This is a genomic window from Mucilaginibacter rubeus, from assembly GCF_003286415.2.
Taxonomy (GTDB): Bacteria; Bacteroidota; Bacteroidia; order Sphingobacteriales; family Sphingobacteriaceae; genus Mucilaginibacter; species Mucilaginibacter rubeus_A.
The window spans coordinates 6,733,236-6,755,414 of record NZ_CP043450.1; the positions used below are offsets into that span (position 1 = coordinate 6,733,236).

The 22,179-nt window shown below is 42.2% G+C and carries 17 protein-coding genes; 10 read left to right on the forward strand and 7 right to left on the reverse strand.

The window, feature by feature from the left end:
• Positions 1-274 precede the first annotated feature (274 nt).
• The gene (locus DEO27_RS27415) at positions 275-2,782 is read left to right on the forward strand and encodes a M14 metallopeptidase family protein (RefSeq protein ID WP_112571357.1); all 2,508 of its coding nucleotides are present in this window, start codon (positions 275-277) and stop codon (positions 2,780-2,782) included.
• Positions 2,783-2,914: 132 nt separating this feature from the next.
• Here DEO27_RS27415 and DEO27_RS27420 read toward each other — a convergent pair whose 3' ends face one another.
• The 4 genes from DEO27_RS27420 to DEO27_RS27435 form a co-directional block, all read right to left on the reverse strand.
• On the reverse strand, positions 2,915-5,368 hold the full coding sequence (locus DEO27_RS27420; RefSeq protein ID WP_112571355.1) for an outer membrane beta-barrel protein: 2,454 nt from the start codon (positions 5,366-5,368) through the stop codon (positions 2,915-2,917).
• 303 nt (positions 5,369-5,671) lie between these two features.
• Positions 5,672-5,893, reverse strand: a complete 222-nt coding sequence (locus DEO27_RS27425; protein ID WP_112571353.1) for a hypothetical protein — start codon at positions 5,891-5,893, stop codon at positions 5,672-5,674.
• Between the two features lie 11 nt (positions 5,894-5,904).
• A complete protein-coding gene (locus tag DEO27_RS27430; RefSeq protein ID WP_112571351.1) occupies positions 5,905-7,587 on the reverse strand; it encodes a PspC domain-containing protein in 1,683 nt (560 codons plus the stop codon).
• Positions 7,588-7,612: 25 nt separating this feature from the next.
• A complete protein-coding gene (locus DEO27_RS27435; RefSeq protein WP_090532189.1) occupies positions 7,613-7,945 on the reverse strand; it encodes a PadR family transcriptional regulator in 333 nt (110 codons plus the stop codon).
• Between the two features lie 228 nt (positions 7,946-8,173).
• Here DEO27_RS27435 and DEO27_RS27440 point away from each other — a divergent pair, with 228 nt between their 5' ends.
• From DEO27_RS27440 to DEO27_RS27455, 4 genes are all read left to right on the forward strand, one after another.
• Complete coding sequence (locus DEO27_RS27440) at positions 8,174-11,293, forward strand: SusC/RagA family TonB-linked outer membrane protein (protein ID WP_190295259.1); 3,120 nt, start codon at positions 8,174-8,176, stop codon at positions 11,291-11,293.
• Positions 11,294-11,305: 12 nt separating this feature from the next.
• Positions 11,306-12,820, forward strand: a complete 1,515-nt coding sequence (locus tag DEO27_RS27445; RefSeq protein ID WP_112571347.1) for a SusD/RagB family nutrient-binding outer membrane lipoprotein — start codon at positions 11,306-11,308, stop codon at positions 12,818-12,820.
• Positions 12,821-12,833: 13 nt separating this feature from the next.
• Positions 12,834-13,742 carry a DUF1735 domain-containing protein gene (locus DEO27_RS27450; protein WP_112571345.1) on the forward strand — a complete coding sequence of 303 codons (909 nt, stop codon included), beginning with the start codon at positions 12,834-12,836 and terminating at the stop codon, positions 13,740-13,742.
• 209 nt (positions 13,743-13,951) lie between these two features.
• Entirely contained in the window at positions 13,952-14,920 is a 969-nt protein-coding gene (locus tag DEO27_RS27455; RefSeq protein WP_146750036.1) for a hypothetical protein, read from the forward strand.
• Between the two features lie 95 nt (positions 14,921-15,015).
• On the opposite strand, the gene DEO27_RS27460 is transcribed toward DEO27_RS27455, so the two are convergent.
• The 3 genes from DEO27_RS27460 to DEO27_RS27470 form a co-directional block, all read right to left on the reverse strand.
• Positions 15,016-15,885, reverse strand: a complete 870-nt coding sequence (locus DEO27_RS27460) for a hypothetical protein (RefSeq protein WP_112571341.1) — start codon at positions 15,883-15,885, stop codon at positions 15,016-15,018.
• A 37-nt stretch (positions 15,886-15,922) separates the two neighbouring features.
• Positions 15,923-16,795 (reverse strand): hypothetical protein, encoded by an 873-nt coding sequence (locus DEO27_RS27465; protein ID WP_112571339.1) that lies wholly within the window; start codon positions 16,793-16,795, stop codon positions 15,923-15,925.
• 132 nt (positions 16,796-16,927) lie between these two features.
• Positions 16,928-17,335: a DoxX family protein gene (locus tag DEO27_RS27470; protein ID WP_112571337.1), complete on the reverse strand. Its 408-nt coding sequence runs from the start codon at positions 17,333-17,335 to the stop codon at positions 16,928-16,930.
• A 395-nt stretch (positions 17,336-17,730) separates the two neighbouring features.
• Here DEO27_RS27470 and DEO27_RS27475 point away from each other — a divergent pair, with 395 nt between their 5' ends.
• The 5 genes from DEO27_RS27475 (at position 17,731) to DEO27_RS27495 (ending at position 22,008) form a co-directional block, all read left to right on the forward strand.
• Entirely contained in the window at positions 17,731-19,038 is a 1,308-nt protein-coding gene (locus DEO27_RS27475) for an amidohydrolase (protein WP_112571333.1), read from the forward strand.
• 2 nt (positions 19,039-19,040) lie between these two features.
• Entirely contained in the window at positions 19,041-19,631 is a 591-nt protein-coding gene (locus DEO27_RS27480) for a hypothetical protein (RefSeq protein ID WP_112571331.1), read from the forward strand.
• 88 nt (positions 19,632-19,719) lie between these two features.
• A complete protein-coding gene (locus tag DEO27_RS27485; protein WP_146750035.1) occupies positions 19,720-20,226 on the forward strand; it encodes a nuclear transport factor 2 family protein in 507 nt (168 codons plus the stop codon).
• Between the two features lie 24 nt (positions 20,227-20,250).
• A complete protein-coding gene (locus DEO27_RS27490) occupies positions 20,251-20,919 on the forward strand; it encodes a hypothetical protein (RefSeq protein ID WP_112571327.1) in 669 nt (222 codons plus the stop codon).
• Between the two features lie 75 nt (positions 20,920-20,994).
• Entirely contained in the window at positions 20,995-22,008 is a 1,014-nt protein-coding gene (locus DEO27_RS27495; protein ID WP_112571325.1) for an LLM class flavin-dependent oxidoreductase, read from the forward strand.
• Positions 22,009-22,179: the final 171 nt, after the last annotated feature.

Sequence of the window (22,179 nt, forward strand, 5' to 3'; positions counted from 1 at the left end):
ACCGTAGTTTGTGTTGCTATAAACACGATACTCCTAACGGAGTTAAATAATACCCCAGAGGGGTAACGTGTTTATAGCAGGTTTCAAGTAAATTTTAAGGCTCCGTTAGGTGCCCCGTAGTTTAAAAGCGATTTCCCTGTTATCCGAAAGCTGCATACAATTACATTTTCTCATTTGCATATCTGAAATTTCCACATCTAAACAATTTGCACATCTGCCAATATTTTGTGCATATTAGCTTATCTCTTTTCTCCCACACATTATTATATAATATATGATAAAAAGACATTTACTTTTCTTTGTATTTATGGGTTTCTTTTGTTCGGCATTCGCGCAAAAGATCCAGTCGCCGCAGGAGTTTCTGGGGTATAAGCTGGGAGAGCATTTTACCCCGCATTATCGCATTGTCGAATATTTTAAATATGTGGCCTCGGCATCAAAGAATGTGAAGCTGCAGCAGTTTGGTACCACCAACGAGGGCAGGCCATTATTAGCCATGTTCATAGCATCCGACGAGAATATCGGTCGTTTGGAAGAGATCCGTCATAATAACCTTAAACTGGCCGGTGTTGAAAGCGGCGGCGGCAGCACATCTATGCCGGTTGTTACCTGGCTGAGCTATAACGTGCATGGTAATGAGCCTGCATCAAGTGAAGCCTCCATGTGGACTTTATTTGACCTGGTTGATCCCGCAAACACGGCTACCAAAGCCTGGCTAAAAAATATGGTCGTGGTTATCGACCCATGTCTAAACCCCGATGGCCGCGACCGTTATGTGAACTTTTATAATTCGGTAGTCGGCTCCGCGCCGGATGCTAACCCAACTTCGCGCGAGCATGTTGAACCATGGCCGGGCGGCAGGGTTAACCACTTTTACTTTGACCTTAACCGCGACTGGGCCTGGCAGCAGCAAAAAGAAACCCAGGCCCGGGTAGGTTTATACAATCAATGGTTGCCACAGGTGCATGTTGATTATCATGAACAGGGTTATAACGCGCCGTATTATTTTGCTCCCGCTGCCGAGCCATACCATAAGGATATTACCCAATGGCAGCGTCAGTTCCAGGTTACAATTGGTAAAAACAACGCCAAGTATTTTGATCAGAATGGCTGGATGTATTTTACCAAATATGAGTTCGACTTGCTGTACCCTTCTTATGGTGATACTTATCCTTTATATAATGGTTCTATAGGGATGACCTATGAGCAGGGTGGTATCAGCGCGGGTTTGGCCGTGGTTACACGTGCCGGTGATACCCTTACTCTGGTGCAGCGGGTTGCGCATCACCACTCAACAAGCTTGAGCACATTGGAGATAGCCTCGCTAAACACACAAAAACTTTTGGACGAGTACAAAAAGTTTTTTGATAACAACCGCAACAATCCTCCGGGCGAGTACAAGACCTATGTTTTTAAAAACGACAACAATAATAAAATAAATGCGCTGGCAAAAATGTTGGAGCGTAATGGTATCCAGTATGGGTTTGGTTTAGCCAATAAAACGGTAACAGGCTTTAACTATATCACACAAAAAACGGAGCAATATAATGTTGGCACGAATGACCTGGTAATTAATGCCTATCAGCCTAAAGCGGTGTTGCTGCATGTGCTGCTTGAACCTAAAACCGTTATCCCGGATTCGGCTACCTATGATATCACCGCATGGTCACTGCCCTATGCTTATGGCTTGAAAGCCTATGGCGTAAAAGAATCATTTAAACCGGCTAATGCAAAATGGAATGTGGCTGAACCGGGCCCATTAACCAATACGCATGCTTATGCCTATGTATCGGCATGGCAATCGGTTAATGATGTGAAATTTTTAGCCGCCCTGTTAAAAAAGAAGATCAAGGTGCGCTATGCCGAGAAACCTTTTGAGGTAGGCGGAAAGCAATTTACAGCCGGATCATTGATAGTAACACGTGCAGGAAATGATAATGCCGATTTTGATCAGATCGTAACCCAAACTGCGGCTTCGCTTAACCAGGAGATCACTGCTATTTCAACAGGCTTTGTTGATAAAGGATCGGATTTTGGGTCGGATGCAGTTAGGGCTATCCGCCAGCCAAAGGTTTTATTGGTTGCGGGTGATGGTGTTAACTCAGAAGCCATGGGTGAAGTTTGGCATTTGTTTGAAGCACAGATAGGATACCCTATTACTTTGATCCGTTACCAGGACCTTGGTCGCGCTAAACTTGGAGAGTTTGATGTAGCTATTTTCCCTGATGGCCGCTATGATGACTTCCCTTCGGAGAAACTTCAAAACTGGGTTCGCGATGGCGGTAAGCTTATCGCTATAGAAAATGCAGTATCGTTACTGGTAGATAAAAAAGGAATTCTGCTCAAACGGAAAGAAGAGAAAAAGGACGATAAAGAAAAAGATAAGGAAAAGGACAAACCTGTTAAACTATATGGCGACCGTGAGCGCACGGCCATCAGTTCTTCTATTCCCGGTGCTATATATAAACTAAAGCTCGACAATACCCACCCACTTGGCTTCGGTTTGCCGGACTATTATTATTCGTTAAAGCTGAATGATGATATTTATGACCTGTTTAGCGACGAAGACGGCTGGAACGTAGGCACCATAAAAAAAGATGGTTATGTATCGGGCTTTGTGGGTTACGAATCAAAGAAGAAGATCAACAATGGCTTGCTCCTCGGCGTACAACCTATGGGCCGTGGCTCAATAGTTTATATGGTTGATGATCCGCTGTTCCGCAGTTTCTGGGAAAACGGGAAGCTGTTATTCAGTAACGCCGTGTTTATGGTGGGGCAGTAGTGCCCCCCAGCCCCCTAAAGGGGGAGCAGCTACATCTATTTGATAATTAAAAGGCAGGTTCCCAAAACGGGAACCTGCCTTTTGTATTTTAAGAATATGTTAATCAAAAAACTCCCCTTTAGGGGCCGGGGGCTAATTATTCCCTTTTACCCTGCCTTTTTCATCATCGGCTCCGGAGCGGTGTTCGCGCATTTTGATGGAGTTGTTGCCAAAGTTGTAGGTGAAAGTAAGGCGCATTACGCGGGTATCATTCTTTTGTTTAATATCAAAGTTGTTGTTGATCACGTGGCTGCTCAGATCATTGCGGCGGATGTTGAAGATATCATCGCATGAAGCTTTAACATTGAACTTTTTGTTCATGAATGATTTACTCAAACCCATATCTATTGAGTAACGTGGTCTGATTTTGTAGATGCCGTAGGTTAAGGAGGACTGATAATCGCCCATTACCTCAAAGCGATAGCCTGCAAACTTGAATGTCTGGGTTGTACGCCCCTGGAGAGCCCATTGGCCATCACTGAATTTTGAACCTGCCAGTGTATCTGATTTAAAGCCAAGGTAAAACGCGGTTGCATTAACGTTACCTTCCCACCATTTGGTGATGGTGAAAGGAGTGTTTACATTGATGTTGTACCCGGTTTGAGTTTGCAGGTTATCATTTGTTTGGAAGGTTTTATTGCCTTCTGATAGTATCAGTTCGGTAATAGCATCAGATGTGCGGCTATAACCAAGGCTCACATTAACCGTTTTATTATAAGTATAATTAAGCTCAAAGTTTTGTGTGTATTGTGCTTTCAGGAAAGCATTACCCTTTGAAAAGGTATAAGGATCAAGATAATATACAAACGGATTTAAGTCATCATACCCCGGACGATCGATACGGCGGCTGTATGAAAAACTCATTTCATGTTTGTCGCTTAAGGTTTGATTAACAAATACACTCGGGAAAAAGTTCAGGTAGCTTCTTTTAACCGGTGTAAAACCAATTAAATTTCCTGTCGACCGGGTTTGTTCGGCACGTAAACCTATTTGTACCGATGTTTTCTTGAACTGTTTGTTAAGGTTTATATACGCAGCGCTTATTTTTTCATTATAAATGAACCGGTTGGTGCGCGTAGTATCGTTTAAATAAGCCATGGTAACGCTGTCCTGTTTTTGCGCACGAAGGTCGTTATCAGTTTTAACACTGCTGAATTTTGCACCGGCTTCCAGCTTTATGGTTTTAGTAAGAGGTTTGGCATAATCAACCTTGCCGGTATATATGGTAATGTTTGATGGTGTTTGGTTGCTTAAATTCAGCGGAAAATGCTGCTGACTTCCGTCCTCTTTAAAATAGTTGGTATAATAAAACGCGTTGGAATTGTTTTTAAATTTGGAGTAGTCCAAATCGAAGCTGATTTCCTGGCCGCTGGTGTCTATCTTAATTTTGTCATTAAGGTTAAGTGCAAAGTTTTTATACGTTTGTTTAATTACCGATGTGGTATGTAAAGAAGAATCGGCAGCGCCAAATTGCTTGCCTATAATGGTTTTAGTATCGTTATTGTCGGCGCCGGAATTTGAATAGCCGCTTACCACAAAGCCGATGGTGTGTTTTGGCGTAAGATCATAATCAGCACCCAGGCGATAATTATTATAATGATTGCTGCCCGGCATTAATGATCTTTGGTTAAAATAAGTTTTATTGCCCAGGCTATCGGTAACCACACGGTTTAAACCGAGGTCATGTCCGCGTTTGTTGTCGCCCCTGCTCAGTGAAGTAAATACATTAAGATTACCTTGTTTGTGATTAAGGTTAAGGCTGCTGTTATCGCGCCAGTACTGGCCTTTTGCACCGCCAACAGTAATACTGCCGTTTGTGCCCGATTGTGTATTCTTTTTTAGCTTGATATTGATGATGCCCGAGTTACCAGCGGCATCATATTTAGCAGATGGATTGGTAATGATCTCGATTGATTTAATGGTGTTGCCATCAGTTGAGCGCAGTAAAGTGGCCAATTGAGCAGCGGTAAGGTATGTTAGTTTATCGTTAATCATTACGGTTACACCCTGTTTACCTTTCAGGCTGATGTTATCATCCTTGTCTACAGTAACACCTGGGGCACGTTCCAAAATTTCCATGGCGGTATTACCGGCTGCCAGCACGCTGTTTTCAACGTTCATTACAGTACGGTCTATCTTGCGCTCAATTAAAGGTTTGGTAGCAGTAATGGTTACGGCCTTTAATTCGGTACTGCCGGTACGCAGGTTTAAAGCAGGTGCTGTAACCTGCGATGCATTAGCCGGTACGGTAAAACTTTTACTTACCGCTTTTTGATAGCCAACAACAGTTGCTTTAATTAAATAATTGCCCGCTTTGATGTTGGTAAAAACGTAAACCCCGGCATCATTGCTGAGTGCGCCCTTAACTACGGTTGAATCGGATGCCCGCAGGAGGCTTACTGTTGCATAGTCAAGCGGTTTACCCTGGTCATTGAGCAGGGCGCCTGATACCTTTGTGGCAGGCGCCGCCTGCTGCGCAAGGGATACACTGCAACTGATAGCAACAAGCAGCAGTGTATAAAATATGTTGTGTATGATAGTTTTCATTTTTGGTGTTGTTTTAGAAAGTAAGGGCAATACAATGCCATGAAAAGAATTGCTTCTTTTTTAAAATTTGTAAACAAGTTTTTGTTAGTTCCCGGCGTGTTTTACCGGTTTTAGGGGTTAGTAATTATGAGATATAAGCGATTGTTTTCATAGTGTTCATGTTTTTTAATTTAAATTTTGGCAAAACAATCCCACCTGACCCGGAGGTCATTTTTTTGACTTTATTAAATTTATATTGCCGGACTACCCGGAAATGGTAATTGTGTTGCTTTTTACATTAAGATGCAAAAACAGGGGTGTTGGTTACAGATTATTTTCACTTTTTAATGCAGGCATTAAATTTTTTGCCATATCCTTAATAATTCTAAAGGTAATTGGCATGTCATTTTCACAAACAAGGTTTGACGAATGGTGGGCTATCCGGTTGTTTACAAGCGATTTGCCTTGTTGTTGCAACAGGAAGTAAAAAGGAATAATAAGCCCGCTAAAAATTAGCAGGCTTATATATTTAAATATTGTTTTCATAGGATGATGTTTTATCGTGCTTGTACTGTCGAAGTATCGGGACTTGCCGATGTTGTATCCTGTTGTTGGAGCGCTTTCAGGCTATCGGCTTTTAATTTGGCAGCCTTTATAGGATCAACTTTGCATTCCAATCCGTTTGCGGTCATGATATAAGTGGCCGAGGTAATGCCGTCGCCTTCGCTTTTGCACTCGTATATATTAAAGTTGATGTTGCGGTCAAGTTTCTGATCGATAATGATTTTGGCATTCAGCGGAACTTTCAGGGTTAGGTGCAGCTCCTGTCCGCGCCATAAAAAGCCTTTTGGCATTTCCAGGTGACGGTCAAAATTCAATACCGAATCTTTTTGCTCAAAACGGTAAGATGAACTGCGCGCGTTGATCAGAGCTTCCTCCAGATTGGTGCCTCTGGCGCTGAAAGTTTCGATCAGTACCGGCTGCGGCACGTCGCTTTTTTCAATATCGATGTTAACACTACGGTTTGGCATGTCATCACCATTAAAGTCGTCATCTAAAATGATCATGCCTTTAAAGCGCTCATTTATTCTGAGGCGGGTGCTGTCTTCATTGCTTAAATACTTGGTGTCATTCAACTGCAGGTAATAGGTATTATTAGCAGTTGGCTTAATCTTAATGGTTTGGGTAAACTTACCACCCTCGCGGAAGCTGGCAGCAGTTTTTACACCATAATATGAAACTGCGCCCAACGAGGCTAACCAGATACATAACAAAACAGTACCAATGGAACGGTTAAAGGAAACTTTTTTAAACAAAAAGCCAATGGTTGTTAATATAACGGCTAATAGAGGTATCGACAGCACTAAAAAGGCGCTCAGCATAAAAATGCCATTGGCCTGGTGATTAGTTATGTTGAAAGGGAACAAATTATAGATGCCCATGTTACCTGCGGTAAATAACGCCACAAGCGAAACAATGAGCGCTATGGTCATGCCAAGACAGGCTAACAAAATAGCAGCAGCCACTACTTTACCAAGAAAACTGCCGGTGCCCTTTAAGAAAGCAGCCAGGTGTTCAATAATATCGCTGATAAGATCACGCACCTGGTAAATGAAAGGTTTGGCCTCATGCTTAAAGTTTTGAAGGTTTTCGCGTACGGTGCTTAGTTCCTCTTCAAAATTCCTTTTAAAGCCTTTCAGGTTTTGTTTTTCGCCTTTCATGGCCATTCGGTCGGCACGGGTAATGGCCTTTGGCACAACCATCCATAATATAATATATATAACAAGGCCCATAGCGGCAAACGGAACCATGATAGCAAAGGCTAATCGTACCCAGGCCGGGTTAATGTCAAAATAATTGGCGATACCGGCGCATACACCACTAATCAGATGGTCATCCGGGTCGCGGAAAAGCCTGCGGCGTTCGGTATTATATTCAAAAGGATTGCTGCCTGAGGTTTTACTGTCAGATTCGGCAGTTTCAAAATCCTGCACACTGCCCATTTGCCCGGTAACTTCCTGTACGTCGGCCTCAACAATAACTTGTTTGGCATCGCGCGCCAGGATTTCGTTAAACATTTCGGCAATGCGGTTTTCAATGTCGGTTGTGATCTCCAGGCTATCGGCCGAAGTAGAAAAGTGACGCTTTACATCCGTCATATAGTTCTTCAGCACTTCGTAGGCATCTTCTTCAATGTGAAAAACCATGCCGTTTATATTTATGATAATTGTTTTGTTCATGATTAAAGTGAATTAGTAGGTTTTTCTATTTTCTGTCACCGATAGCTGTTTGAACAGCAAATACCAGTTCCTGCCAGGTTTTATCCAATTGTTCAAGTACCGCGCGACCCTCGTCCGAGAGTACATAATACTTTCGGGGCGGCCCGGAAATCGACTCCACCCAGTTGTAGGTGAGCAGGCCGTTATTTTTTAAGCGGGTTAAAAGAGGATACAGAGTACCCTCAACTACAAGCAGTTGGGCTTTCTTAAGTTCAGCAATTATGTCTGACGCATATGTTTCGCCCTTAGCTATGATGGAGAGAATGCAATACTCCAGTATGCCTTTCCTCATTTGGGTTTGGGTGTTTTCGACGATCATAATACAAAGATATATGTTTTAGATTGTATTATGCAATACATAGTACTATAATTATTATTGTTTTAGCTGAAACTTGGCTTTTTGAAAAAAAAATGACGTTTTAAAAGAAATTACTTGACTTTTTGATAACGTAACATTACTTTTATGATTAATTAACTATTAACTGATCTTATTATTAACGAAATGAAAAAACTTCTACTCGTAAGTTTGTGCTTACTTGTGTTGTCTATGACGCAAGTATTCGCGCAAAATCGTACAGTTACTGGTACAGTTACGGCCAAGGATGACGGCCTACCCATCCCAGGGGTAACAGTAAAAGTAAAGGGTTCAACAATCGGAACCCAAACTAACGCAGCCGGTAAATTTTCTCTCAGCATCCCGGAAAATTCAACACTTGTTTTCTCGTTCATCAGCTACGAAACACAGGAAATTGCTTCTGCTCAACGGATCAATTTTAATGTTGTTATGGTTAGCGCTGCTAAGCAGTTGGGGGAGGTTGTTGTGCAGGCGGCCTATGGCGTTCAAAAACAAGCCCGTGCGGTTGGTTATGCTTCAACAACTGTTGACAGTAAATTGTTAACAGAATCAAAAGTAACCAACATTGCTAACGGTTTGACCGGTAAAGTTGCGGGCTTACAGATCAACACGGTAAACAACGGTGTTAATCCTGACGTTCGTATCGTGCTACGTGGTAACAGAAGTATCAACGGTAACAACCAGGCTTTGGTTGTTGTTGATGGTACACCGGTATCAAGTAACTTCATTAACCAGATTAACCCTAACGATATCGACAACGTTACTGTACTGAAAGGTGCAGGTGCTGCTGCTATCTACGGTTCTGAAGGTTCAAACGGTGTACTCTTGATCACTACCAAACGTGGTGCAGGTACTCCAACAATTACTTATTCAAACTCAACTCAAATTGAAAACTTCTCTTACTTCCCTAAATTGCAAAGACAATTTGGTGGTGGTGCAGGTGAGGTTATTGATCCAAACACCGGTTTTTATGGATATGTGCCTTACGAAAACCAGTCTTACGGTCCACAATTTGATGGCTCAACTGTTCAGTTAGGTGTGCCGTTGGCAGATGGAAGCGTGCAAAGCGTTAAATATGCTTCAACTGGTAAAGATCCTCGTTTAGCTTTCTTTGACACTGGTTTAACTGAGCAAAACGACCTTTCTTATCAAACAGGCGATGCAAACAGCAGTTTCTACATGTCTGCACAGGATGTGTATACCAAAGGTGTTGTTCCTAATGACCGTAACAGAAGGACCGGTTTAAGGGTTGCCGCTATGAAGAAATACGGTATTTTCACTACCGACTACTCTATTGGTTATACCAAAACAACAACTAACACTGCAGGTCCGGATTTCTTCCAGGGCAGGGGTGTATACTGGAACGTATTGAACCAGCAAGCTAACGTAAACTTGAGAAACTATCAGAACATCAATGATAAATTCAGCGATGTAAATGGTTTCTACAATGCTTACTATCCAAACCCTTACTGGCAAACTGTTAACTCTCGCCAAAAAACTACAAAAGACGCGTTAGTGGGTAATGCATCTTTTAAAGTTGCCCCTGTAAAATGGTTTGATGCAACTTACAAGGTGTCTATGTCATACGGATGGCAGCAATTTAAAGGCACAATTGCCGAAGTTGACTTTAGCCCTTATGCAGTTTCAGATCCATTTGGTACTTCAAACATCGCTTCTCAGTTGAAGTTTAAACCGGGTAGTGTGGCTGATGCAACCTATTTTGGTGATGGTGGTACCGGTTATTCTCGTTTACAAGGCGATTTATTCTTAACCTTTAAACATAAAATTGGTGATTTCACCGGTAACTTGTTATTAGGTAATACAGTTTATACCAAATACATCAACCTTGTAACCAACGGTTCCAACAACTTATTGATCAATAATTTTTATAATCTTGCTTACAGAACTGGTGAGCCTTTGGCGTCAACAGCACAATACAGGCAAAACCTGATCGGTTACTTTGGTGACTTGAACATCGCTTACAAAGACTGGGCATTTTTAGAGGTAACCGGCCGTAACGATAAAAGTTCATTATTGTCACAGGCTAACCGTTCTTTCTTCTACCCTTCAGCTAAATTAACGGTTGTATTAACCGATGCTATCCCTGCATTAAAAAACAAAAAAACTTTATCATATGCTAAAGTAAGGGGTAGCTACAGTAAAGTAGGTCAGGTTGACATCAACCCATACTCATTACAAAACGTGTTTGCGTCAACGGCAGGTGCGCCCTTCGGCTCTACACCAGCTCTATCATTAAGTGCACAACTTAATAATCCAAACCTTAAACCAGAACTTTCATATGAGAAAGAGGTTGGTTTGGAGTTAGGTTTCCTGGATAACCGTGTATATTTAGCCGCAACCTATTACAATACACACACTAAAAACCAAACTTTCCCTGTAGCTATATCTCCAGCTTCTGGTTATGCAACTTCTGTACAAAACTTAGGTGAAGTCGAGAACTACGGTTGGGAGTTTGAGTTAAAAGGTTCACCGGTTGTTAAAGCAGGTGATTTTTCATGGGACTTAGGTGCTAACTTAAGCTTATTGCAAAATAAAGTATTGTCACTTCAGCCAGGTACTAACGAGTTCCAACTTTTATATAACAGTGGTGCTGCAAGTAATAGCTATGCTATTGTTGGAAAGCCTTTCCCTTATATCAAAGGAACCGACCTTGTACGTGACCCACAAGGCCATGTAGTAGTTAACGGAACTACCGGTTTACCTACTTTAACAGCTAACGTTGTTCCTTTGGGCAATGCTGCTCCTAAAGCTATATTAGGTATCACCACTGCATTCAAATATAAATTTGTTACATTATCAGCTGTTGCTGAGTACAGGGGTGGCTACTTTATTAATAACATCGTAGGTCAGGCCTTAAACTTTACCGGTACTTCAGCGGTATCTGCTTCAGCTGGTCGTCAGCGTTTTATCTATCCAAACTCTGTGATCCAAACAGGAGCCAACACTTATGTGCCAAATACAAGTGTTTCAATTCCTGATGGAAATACCGGTTTCTGGACCAGCTCTGCTTACTACAATGCAACAAGTACTTACGTAAACAGCGCCGCATTCTGGAAATTGAGAGAGGTTGCACTAAACTTTGATCTTTATCGTTTCATCAAAAACCAAAAAGTTATCAAAGGCCTGCAATTCGGCTTGGTTGGTCGTAACCTGTTGCTGTTCAGGCCTAAAAGTAACCCATGGACCGATCCTGAGTATAGCATAGATAACTCAAATGCTGTAGGTACAACTAACGAAAATCAAACGCCGCCAACGAGGTTATATGGTGCGTCACTTACCGTTAAATTTTAATATCGCATAATCATGAAAAGAAAATATATAGCATATTCATTGCTCCTGCTAGCATCGGCATTTAGCAGTTGTAAAAAGGACTTCCTGGATCAGTCTAACAACCCGAACCAGCCAACAACAGGTCCTGCATCAGTTGTGCTTACCGGAGCTTTAGTAACTACTGCTCGTAACATAAATACAAGTTTTACACTTGAAGGTTACCTAATGGGGTATTGGTCGCCTGCTGCGGGTTATGCACCAAGCAACTCTTTGCTTACTTACCAGTTTACCACAGCCGATTATCAAGTGTTTAGCCAGTTTTATCTGAACCTTGCCAACTACGATTATATCATTAAACAATCTGGAACCGATCCGGCTCAGGTTTATTTCTCAGCTATCTCTCAAATCATGGAAGCTTATAACTTCCAGGCACTGGTAGATAACTACAACAATATCCCATATTCTGAAGCGTTTCAGGGTGCTAAAAACCTTACACCTAAATACGAAAATGGTAAAGACATTTATGCGAAATTGATCACCAAACTTGATGATGCAATTACCGCTATCAAAAATGCTTCAACTTCAGTAGCTGTTAAGCCAGGCAATGCCGATGTGATGTTTGCCGGTGATATGACAAAATGGGTGCAATTTGCTAATACTTTAAAATTGCGTTTGGTATTACGTCAGGTTCCTAATGTTATTGATGCAGCAGCAGCCAAAACCTTAATGGCAAATCACCTTAGTGAAGGTTTCTTAACTACTATGGCTAATGTTAATCCTGGTTACGTAAATGTTGATGGCAAGCAAAGCCCTTTTTGGGGGAGTTATGGTTTAAGCCAGTCTGGATCTAACAATGCAGCGCCTATAACCGCAAACGTATTTGCTACCGATTTTTACACCAATACTGCTGACGACCGCGGGCCTGCATTTTATGCTCCTGTAGGTGGTAAACTTGTAGGTAATACTTTTGGTACATTAGTGCCAATTACAGCAAGTGCGATAGGACGTTCTGATTTATATGGTTCAAATGCATCTAATAAATATGGTTTATTAAAAACCCCTTCTATGGATGCTGTGATCATGTCTGCTTCTGAATCATATTTCTTGCAAGCAGAAGCTGCAGCACGTGGCGTTATTAGTGGTAGCGCTGCAACCTTATATAATTCTGGTATCACTGCTTCTTTTGAGTATGTTCTTCAAACAACAGATGCAGATGCTAAGGCCTCAGATTATGCAGCACAAGCAAGTGTGGCCTATCCAAGTGGTTCTGGTGCAACCCTGGCACAACAAATCCAGGCTATTATAACTCAGAAATGGGCGTCTTTGAACGGATATGGTAACCTTGAAGCTTATAACGAATACAGAAGAACAGGTATCCCTAAAGTACCGGTTTCTATCTACACTGGCGTAACGGTGAAAAATATCCCGAGGAGAATTTTATACCCGGCATCTGAATATGCACAAAATGCGAGCAACGTTCAGGCTCAGGGTTCTATCAACCAGTTTACATCAAATATTTTCTGGGCTCAACAAATAACAAGTAATTAATATTAAGAAAATCATGAAAAGGACATATATAACTTTATATACGATACTGGCAGCTATGACAGTATTCTTAAGCTCTTGCTTAAAGAGCGAAAGTACTTTTACTGATTTCAGTAAAGCTGGTACTTTGGTAGAGTTACCGTTGGCGGCCTATAAAGGGCTTGGTAAAACTGCCGCTTATTCATTACCACTACAGGCAGCAGCGCAAATTATACCGGTTACTATAAACGTGGCGTCGCCTCAGCCTTTAGGTACTTCTTTAAAAGTAACTTTAGCTGTAGATGGAGCTGCCTTAACTGCGTTAAATAACACTAACATTGCTAAGTATAAAGCAGATAGTACTGCCGCTGCAAATGATCCAACAGGAGCAACTGCCGAGCCTACTTATCCGCTTATTTATACACAGTTGCCAACTGCTTTTTACACTATTCCTTCACTTTCTGCTACTGTGCCTGCAAATCAACGTACAGCTATCGTTAATGTGAACGTGGTTACTCAAAATTTTGATCTTTTAAAGAATTATGTGTTACCACTTACCATTGTTGATGCAAGCGGACAGCAGATCAGCAATTACAAAACACTTTTTCTTTACGTACAGGCTAAAAACCAGTATGATGGTGTGTATCACGCATCAGGTGTAAGGCATCACCCTACGTTAGGTGACTTCACTTTTGATTATGATGTTACCATGAGTACTTCTGGTCCAACTTCTATCGACGGTGGTGCACTGGCCGATTTGAAAACAGATTTGGATTTGAAAGTAAACGCAGATAATACCGTTACTCCTACAAGTACTTATCAACCGTTGTTTATTCCTGTTGGTAAAACAAATACTTATGATCCGGCTACAAAAACATTTACTATAAATGTTGCTTATAATACCGGCGCACCGCGTATTATGGAGATTAAACTGGTGAAAAAATAATTTTGATGTTATCTCAATCAAAAGCCCTGTTGCCATTTGGTAACAGGGCTTTTTTTTAAATAAACATTTAGGCATCAATTGTATACTAAATGATATGGTGCAGAAGTTTATTTAATAACAAGCTATTTGTTACATGTAAATTTTTTTAAGTGCTTGATTATAATCAAGTATTTTATAAATTAGGTAAGAATTTAATACTATTTATCACAATGAAAAGAACAATGGTTTCAATGCTAACTATTCTCGTTAGTACAGCAAGTTTTGCGCAAACTCAAAATATCAGAGGGCGGGTTAATGACGAACAGGGTGAAAATGTACCTTACGCTTTCCTGGTTGACGTAGATCATAAGAAAGCAACATATTCTGATTCGACAGGGGTGTTTAATATGGAAGTACAGCCTAACTCTAAGATACTTGTGCTTGCGGGCGGGCATAAAGACTATACCTTTATGCCGGATCAGCAAAAGAATTATAATATAGTTTTACAAGGTAAAAATGAGGCAGTAGTTGGTGGTAAATTTAATACCAGTATCACCAATAACTTCGACACCTTTAGTACGCACGCGGGGGCATTAAATACTCAAGCCGGTAATATATCAGTAACAAACCATCAGGATGCTACTCAAGGCAGCCGGTATCTATATGACAAATGGGTGCACGGATATGTAATTAGTACTGCCGATTCAATAGTCCAGAATACACATTACCTGTTCAATTACGATAAAATTAGTGGTAACCTGATGTTGAACAAGGATAATAATACAATTCTCCAGATTGACGGTAACAGCTTTAAATCATTCGTATTGTTTGATAAACAAGTTATCAATCACGTATTTGTAAAGGTTCCGGCTATTACGCCTCAGCGTTATGTTGAAGTAATTACCGATGGCCCTAAATATAAAATATATAAGGATGTAGCCACCAAGTTCCATAAAGCCGATTTTTCTACTAATGGTATAGCATCAACAGGTAATAACTATGACGAATATATCGATCAGGATTTTTATTATGTTGTTAAAGATGGCGGACAGCCGGTTAAATTGGTGCTGAAAAAGAAAGCATTAAAAGAAGCATTTTCTGCTGATGTGGATAAATTGAACAAGTTTATGTCGGCCGCAGGTTCAAGTGATATTGACGAGATTTATTTGAAACAGTTGGGTGAGGCAATGAATAGATAATTTATTGTTTCTTCTGAGCAAATAAAAAGCCGGCTCCTGTTATCAGGAAGCCGGCTTTTTTATTCTTCTGCTTTAAAGGTTACGTGTTTTACAACTTAAACGCCTCCTTGTGCTGCGCCCTGGTAATTAACTACTGAGCCATCCCCCATAGCAACAGTAACGTTAATATTATAATTTGCGTTATGATCTATCGCGATGCATGACCCACTTGCTCCTTTTGCCGGAATTTGAGTAAATGGCGGGGCTATTCCGGCTACTGATGTTACCCCGGTGATCGTATTACCGGAAATTTTGAGTGAATACTGTATGTTATTCTGAATGAAAAATATATCGTTGACAATAACCTGGCTTGACGGAGCTGGAGTAGGATAATCAACTGTTGCTAACGCCCAATGCGACCCCGTAGTTACCCTGATGAGCTTGCCTGTAACGGTATATGTATCTGCATGACTGGTAAAATCACTTCCTATAAAAGTATCGGGAGATGGATATGGAGCACCTGAGGAGGGGGTATAAGTGGCCACTGCATATTGATACAGTTCCAGGGCGTCCCGAAATTTCGTGCCCCATTCAAGGCCATTTATTCCAAAAATACTTAGCGAGAAAAAATCCTGTCCTACACCTGTGGATGCAAGAATTAGATTTGCATTAGTGTAAACGCCATAAGATGCACCTAATGCAGGTATTCCGTTAACTAACGTAGGATATGCCGACTGGTTCCATGTAGGTGTTCCCATCACTTTAACTTCAGTTCCCGCAAATACACATTTATAGGTGTCAAAGGTTTCCCCTGGCTGCCTTGGTTGCAAAACCAAGTCTGAATAAGATGACGGTGGTTGAGCTACATTTACCTTTGTACTTTTTCCTTTGGCGCTTTCGTCATTAACAGGTTTAAACGAATCCTTCTTGCATGAGCTAAAACCCGCCGCTAACAGTAGCACGCCCCATAATAGTTGTTTTTTCATATTGATTTGTGATATTGTTTATGTAAATAATTATAGTTTACGAAATGTCAAGATTGCCGTTAAATACGAACGATGTTCCGTTAGCACGGTAAATGGTTACCGATACATGGTATATTGTTCCGCTTACCAAATTATAAGTTCCTGTGCCGAAACCGCCAGACATGCCTTGCTCAATGCCGCCTTTAAATATTTTAGTTATTGAAATGTTGCCATTATTGCCATAAACATCATATACAATAGTATTATCAGTGGGGTCAGGCACCGCGCCGACAAATTTAGGCGCCGTTGGTGCAGCTGGTGTTGGAGTAGGATAACTTACCGAAGCTAACGCCCAATGTGAACCGGTTGTTACCCTGATGAGCTTGCCTGTAACAGTCACATAGCCTCCCATGCCACTTGTATAAGAATCTTTTATATAATCGGATGCCAAAGGAACTTGCCCCTGTCCGCCAAGTTTTTCGTAATTATCGCGGGCTTTCGTATAATTATCGATGTCCTTTTGGAAAGCCTGGAGGTCTGGCAAGGCAATGGTTCCTATTGATAGAATAAAGAAATCCTGTCCGGTAGCGACACTTGATGAAATCATATTTCCATTGCTGTAAACTCCATATGACGCATCTAAGCCAGGTATTCCATTTACCAATGTAGGATACGCAACCTGGTTCCAAATAGGTGTTCCTATCATTTTCACTTCTGCCCCCGACCATACACCTTTGTAGGTGTCAAAGCTTTCTCCTGGCTGTCTTGGCTGTAGCACTAAATCAGCATAAGTGTAAGTTGGCTGACCGGTGTTTACCTTTGTTGCTTTCCCTTTGCCGCTTTCGTCATTAACAGGTTTAAACGAATCCTTCCGGCATGAGCTAAAACCCGCCGCTAATAGCAGCACGCCCCATAATAGTTGTTTTTTCATATTGATTTGTGATATTTTTCTATAAAAATATAATATCAATATGGTGTTATCAACCCGTATTTTTCTTGTAAATGGGTAGGTGTTTTAACTGAAAATTTAAATATGGCTATATGATGACTATTGGTTAAAGTATTATTTCTTATCTGCGCTGTATTTGCCCGGCCCAATAAATATTAAACCTGCAAACATAATAGCGTCTTCAATAGCATGAGCGGCATCGCCGAGCCCGCCACCCGTACCCAGGTGCATTAGCGCGGCTACGATAAGGTTGATAAGCAACAGTATACAAACCGGGCGAAAAGCCAGCCCGATAATAAGCAGGAAGCCACCAAAACATTCGGTAACTGCTGCCAGCAATCCCCAAACTACGGGCCAGAAATGGATGCCCACATATTTCATGGAAGCGCCAAGGTGTTCCCAGCTATTTACACCGCCCATCAGTTTAGGGAAGCCATGATAAATGAACATAATGCCAAGCCCGATGCGGATAATCAATAGCCCGAAATTTTTGTAGTTACCTAAATTGCTTAGAAGTGCCATTGTGCAGATGTTTTGTTGGTATGAGGGGCTTAAGGTAATAAAAATGTTGGAGGGTATTAAACAGGAGATTTTTAATTCTCCTCTTGAGAGAGTAATAGCCCATCAAAAGACAGTCGGAAGGTTTTAAGGGTTTGGGCTGTGCGATTCCCTCCCCTGGGAGGGTGTAGGGAGGGGTTTCATCAACAGGCTTATTAGCTAAATGGCGTATAAACCCCTCCCTGCCAATACGCAATCCTAACGCACCCCTCCCAAGGGCGGGAATTGTCAATAGATGGACTATTACTCTCAAGAGAGGAATGGCACATGCCCTCTCCGTTTTTATATTGGGTCTGCTTCTCATCCCAATCTACCATATTCAAACTATTATGGTTATATTAAGTCACTAAATAACCTATATGAGAGCAAGCCTTATTTTATCACTATGCGTGTTCGCGCTGCCGGCCGTGGCGCAAAAAAACAATTTGCGCGCGCAGGTAAACACTAAAGCCGATGCCTTGCAGCAACAGATAGTAACCTGGCGGCGCGATTTTCATGAACATCCGGAACTGGGTAATCACGAAGTGCGTACATCGGCTATTATCGCTAAACATTTACAGTCGCTGGGGATTGAGGTCACCACGGGTGTGGCCACAACCGGTGTAGTTGGGGTATTGAAAGGTGGGCATCCGGGCCCGGTGGTAGCCTTGCGGGCAGATATGGACGGCTTACCGGTTATTGAGCGCACGCCTGTGCCCTTTGCGTCTAAAGTAAAAACTACCTATAACGGACAGGAAGTTGGTGTAATGCATGCCTGCGGTCACGATTCGCACATGGCTATCCTGATGGCAGTTGCGCAAGTGCTTTCATCAATGAAAGCCGATTTGCATGGCACCGTAAAATTCATTTTTCAGCCGGCCGAAGAAGGTGTTGAGCCAGGACAAAAAGGCGGGGCCGAGGAAATGGTAAAAGAAGGTGTGCTGGAAAACCCTAAAGTTGATGTGGTTTTCGGCCTGCACATAAATTCTCAAACAGAAGTGGGTAAAATTACTTATAGGCCCGGCGGCACCATGGCCGGGGTTAATGATATGCAGATCATTGTAAAAGGCCGGTCGGCGCATGGGGCGTACCCATGGTCGAGCGTTGACCCCATCGTAACATCGGCCCAGATCATCAATAACCTGCAAACCATAGTGAGCCGTAATATCAACGTAACCGAAAATCCGGCGGTGGTAACTATTGGCGCTATAAAGGGTGGCAACCGTTCAAACATCATTCCCGAGTCGGTAGAAATGCTGGGTACCCTCCGCTCCTTCACCCCGGCCGACGAAAAAATGCTGATTACCCGGGTGACGGAAATAGCCACCAAAACCGCAGATGCCATGGGAGCAACCGCGACTGTAAAAATTCCTTACAGCAGCCACTATCCTGTTACCTATAATGATCCGGAGCTTACACAAAAAATGTTGCCGAGCCTGCAGCAAACCGCCGGCTCGGCCAATGTGCTGCTCCGCCCGCCTGTAACCGGCGCCGAAGATTTTAGCTTTTACCAGGAAAAAGTACCGGGCTTGTTTATATTTTTGGGTGGGATGCCAAAAGGTGGTGATCCGCTGAAAGCGCCATCACACCATACGCCCGATTTCTATATTGATGAAAGCGGGTTTGGTGTTGGTGTGAAAGCCTTGTGTAATCTGACCATCGACTATATGAATAACAAAACAAAATAATAATGAAATACCTGTTAGGGATAATTGTACTACTGGGTTTAGGATGCAAACAAAACGCAAAACAAGTTAATGATAAACCAAGCGACAGTGTAGTAGCTTCCAAAACTGATACCACGAGAAATACCGAATATCTTGACTGGCATAAAGTAAAGTTAAATGGGAAAATAGATATGCTGTCGAGCTTTACGGCTACCTCTAAAATTTTAAGTAAGCCCGATAGTGTTGTAGCACCTAATTATGAAGACATATCGGTTTCTTATTTTAATGGAGAGAAGTTTAAGTATGTGTATTATAAAGGGCTGCAGTTTGAAATGATGAATGACAGCCTGGCATTTACACAAATAGATTTCAGCAAAGATACAGCGCTTTATTTTACGAGTGATAAAATCAGGTTAAGCTATAATACAACGTTAGCCGATTTCAAAAAAGTTTTTCCGAAGACAGCCGAAAAAGAGTTGTCAGGAGCAGATAGGGATAAATACCAGGTAATTGGCCTTGACGTTTCCCAGCCGGCAATAGAGGACAGGTGGATGTTTTGGTTTAGCCATAATGGAGACAGATTGCTCAGGGTAGAATACTTTATACCCGATTGATATTGATTTAAAGCAGAACGTATTTTTACACAGGCTTATTCGTATATTGAACGGCCTTAATATTATAGCGTGTGAAATTGTTAAGATCATGAAAAAGCATTTATTACCCCTTTTATGCCTGTGCATGTTTATGAGCAGTTTGCCTGTTATGGCAGCTTCGGTAAAAACAATGCTGCCTGCCGATACTGTTGCTAAGCTGAGGCCGGAGGTACGCCAGGTTGTGGAAACTGTAATAAAGGCATCCGGTACTTTTAATATCGAGGCCGTAACTGATCTTTATGCCCCTAACGCGGTTGTAGCCGATGAACAGCCCCCTTTTTCATGGAACGGACAATTGGCCGGTGTGCAATGGATCAACTCGGTACAAAAGGCTGTTAAGGATTTTAAGATCAGCGATTTTAAAGTCGATCTGCAGCGGATCAAAACTTTTCAGCAAACCGACGAAATAGTTTACCTGGTAGCTCCTGTTGAGTATACCGGTCTCGTAAACGGCGAACATTTTGAAGAACAGGGCGCTTTTTCATTTGTGTTAAGAATAGTGAGCGGTAAATGGCTCATCAAAAGCCAGGCCTGGGTGCCGCGAAACGGCTTGTAAACGCCTGCTATATAAAACCTGTTTATGCAACCTGAATTTATCACATTTAAAAAATTTGATGACCCTGCTTTGGCACAGGCATTAACCGATTTGCTTGAAGAAGCCGGTATCGAGCATCAAACCGAAAAAGGAGGATTCTCTTTTGACCCTACTTTTGCTGCCAGTGCTGAGCTTTCAACGGAATACAGGGTAAAGATCAGCGCTGATGATTTTACCCGAGCCAACGAATTACTCAATGCCAGCGAGGCTGAAGATATCAAACATGTTGATAAGAGTTATTATCTCTTCAGTTTTACCAATGCCGAATTGATGGAGATATTGGAGAAAGCCGATGAGTGGAGCTCGTTTGACCACCAGCTTGCACGCAAACTGCTTGCCGAAAGGGACGTTGACGTAAGCGATCAGAAATTAGCCGAGATCAATCAAAACAGGATAGATGAACTTAAGGCTCCGGAAAGCACGCAGCGCGAATGGGTGATTATCGGTTATATCTTCGCCTTAATGGGTGGTGTACTTGGTATTTTTATTGGCTGGATGCTTTCATCACACAAAAAAACATTACCCACCGGCGAAAAAGTTTTTGTTTACAGTGAAGCCGACCGCAGGCAAGGGAAAAATATTCTGTACATTTCAATAGTTGTAACGGTGATTGCCGTTGCCTACCGGGTGATCCGGGACATGACGATGCAATAGTAATCCCAATGCCATAAAAGCCGGGATGTAAAGCCTGCCTGCAACCCGATGCTTATTTTTGTGTTCACAATACATATGAGCACAAATAAGATAAAACTGAGCGTGCTTGACCAGTCGCCGATAAGGAAAGGCGCTACTGCCGAGCAGGCCATACAAGAAACCATACAACTGGCAAAATATACCGATACCCTGGGTTATACCCGTTTCTGGATTTCGGAACATCATAATATGGGTATTATAGCGGGCTCTACCCCCGAGGTATTGCTGGCCCACCTGGCAGGCGAAACAAAAAACATGCGCATGGGGTCGGGCGGTATCATGATGCCCAATCACAGCACGCTTAAAGTAGCCGAAAACTTCCGTATGCTGGAGGCCTTGTTCCCCGGCCGGATAGATCTGGGCATGGGCCGTGCGCCTGGTACCGACAGGATTACGGCATCTGCGCTTAACCCATCAAACCAGTTCAGGGAACAGGACTTTGTGGAACAGTTGGCCGACCTGCAAAATTACTTTCATGATACTTACGAGCCGGGAACTATCCAGGCGCGTATCAGGGCTATTCCGCAGGTAAAAACTGTACCCAATATGTGGTTGCTGAGTTCAAGCGGACAAAGCGGTTTGTTTGCGGCGCATTTTGGTATGGGCTTCTCTTTTGCACACTTTATTAACCCTAACGGCGGACCCGAAAGTGTTAAAATGTACAAGGAGCGCTTTCAGCCATCGGATGATCTGAAACAACCGGAGGCTAATGTGGCTGTGTTTATTTTCTGTTCGGAAGATCCTGAAAAGGTAAGACAGCACCAGGCCGTAATGGATCATCGTTTTTTACAGTTTGAAAAGGGAGGTCCCATTGTGCCGCTAAGTTATGATGATGTGAAAGATGTGGAATACACTGTAGCCGAGCAGGATCGGATCCGCTATAACCGTTACCGTGTAATAGCCGGCTCGCCTACCGAACTGAAGCTGAAACTAAGCTGGCTTGCCAATGATTATGAGGTGGATGAGATTATGGCTGTTACCATTACCGAAAATTTTGAAGACAGGCTGGAATCATACCGCTTGCTGGCAGAGCAATTTGAATTAATATAAGTGTAAGCAAAAATGTCATTTCGATAGAGCTGGCAAGTTGTGATGCTTGGCGTATAAGATTTCTCCTCACGGCCACCTCCATAGCCCATCACTGTTCGTTCGAAATGACAAGATGGTTTTTTTAAATATTTCCGGGTAAATAACTTTATTTTGAAAATGCCGTTTTAATAA

Excerpts from the sequence above, each read along its gene's own strand:
- DEO27_RS27415 (WP_112571357.1), top strand. The coding sequence starts at position 275 with ATGATAAAAAGACATTTACTTTTCTTTGTATTTATGGGTTTCTTTTGT.
- DEO27_RS27420 (WP_112571355.1), bottom strand. The coding sequence starts at position 5,368 with ATGAAAACTATCATACACAACATATTTTATACACTGCTGCTTGTTGCT.
- DEO27_RS27425 (WP_112571353.1), bottom strand. The coding sequence starts at position 5,893 with ATGAAAACAATATTTAAATATATAAGCCTGCTAATTTTTAGCGGGCTT.
- DEO27_RS27430 (WP_112571351.1), bottom strand. The coding sequence starts at position 7,587 with ATGAACAAAACAATTATCATAAATATAAACGGCATGGTTTTTCACATT.
- DEO27_RS27435 (WP_090532189.1), bottom strand. The coding sequence starts at position 7,945 with ATGATCGTCGAAAACACCCAAACCCAAATGAGGAAAGGCATACTGGAG.
- DEO27_RS27440 (WP_190295259.1), top strand. The coding sequence starts at position 8,174 with ATGACGCAAGTATTCGCGCAAAATCGTACAGTTACTGGTACAGTTACG.
- DEO27_RS27445 (WP_112571347.1), top strand. The coding sequence starts at position 11,306 with ATGAAAAGAAAATATATAGCATATTCATTGCTCCTGCTAGCATCGGCA.
- DEO27_RS27450 (WP_112571345.1), top strand. The coding sequence starts at position 12,834 with ATGAAAAGGACATATATAACTTTATATACGATACTGGCAGCTATGACA.
- DEO27_RS27455 (WP_146750036.1), top strand. The coding sequence starts at position 13,952 with ATGAAAAGAACAATGGTTTCAATGCTAACTATTCTCGTTAGTACAGCA.
- DEO27_RS27460 (WP_112571341.1), bottom strand. The coding sequence starts at position 15,885 with ATGAAAAAACAACTATTATGGGGCGTGCTACTGTTAGCGGCGGGTTTT.
- DEO27_RS27465 (WP_112571339.1), bottom strand. The coding sequence starts at position 16,795 with ATGAAAAAACAACTATTATGGGGCGTGCTGCTATTAGCGGCGGGTTTT.
- DEO27_RS27470 (WP_112571337.1), bottom strand. The coding sequence starts at position 17,335 with ATGGCACTTCTAAGCAATTTAGGTAACTACAAAAATTTCGGGCTATTG.
- DEO27_RS27475 (WP_112571333.1), top strand. The coding sequence starts at position 17,731 with ATGAGAGCAAGCCTTATTTTATCACTATGCGTGTTCGCGCTGCCGGCC.
- DEO27_RS27480 (WP_112571331.1), top strand. The coding sequence starts at position 19,041 with ATGAAATACCTGTTAGGGATAATTGTACTACTGGGTTTAGGATGCAAA.
- DEO27_RS27485 (WP_146750035.1), top strand. The coding sequence starts at position 19,720 with ATGAAAAAGCATTTATTACCCCTTTTATGCCTGTGCATGTTTATGAGC.
- DEO27_RS27490 (WP_112571327.1), top strand. The coding sequence starts at position 20,251 with ATGCAACCTGAATTTATCACATTTAAAAAATTTGATGACCCTGCTTTG.
- DEO27_RS27495 (WP_112571325.1), top strand. The coding sequence starts at position 20,995 with ATGAGCACAAATAAGATAAAACTGAGCGTGCTTGACCAGTCGCCGATA.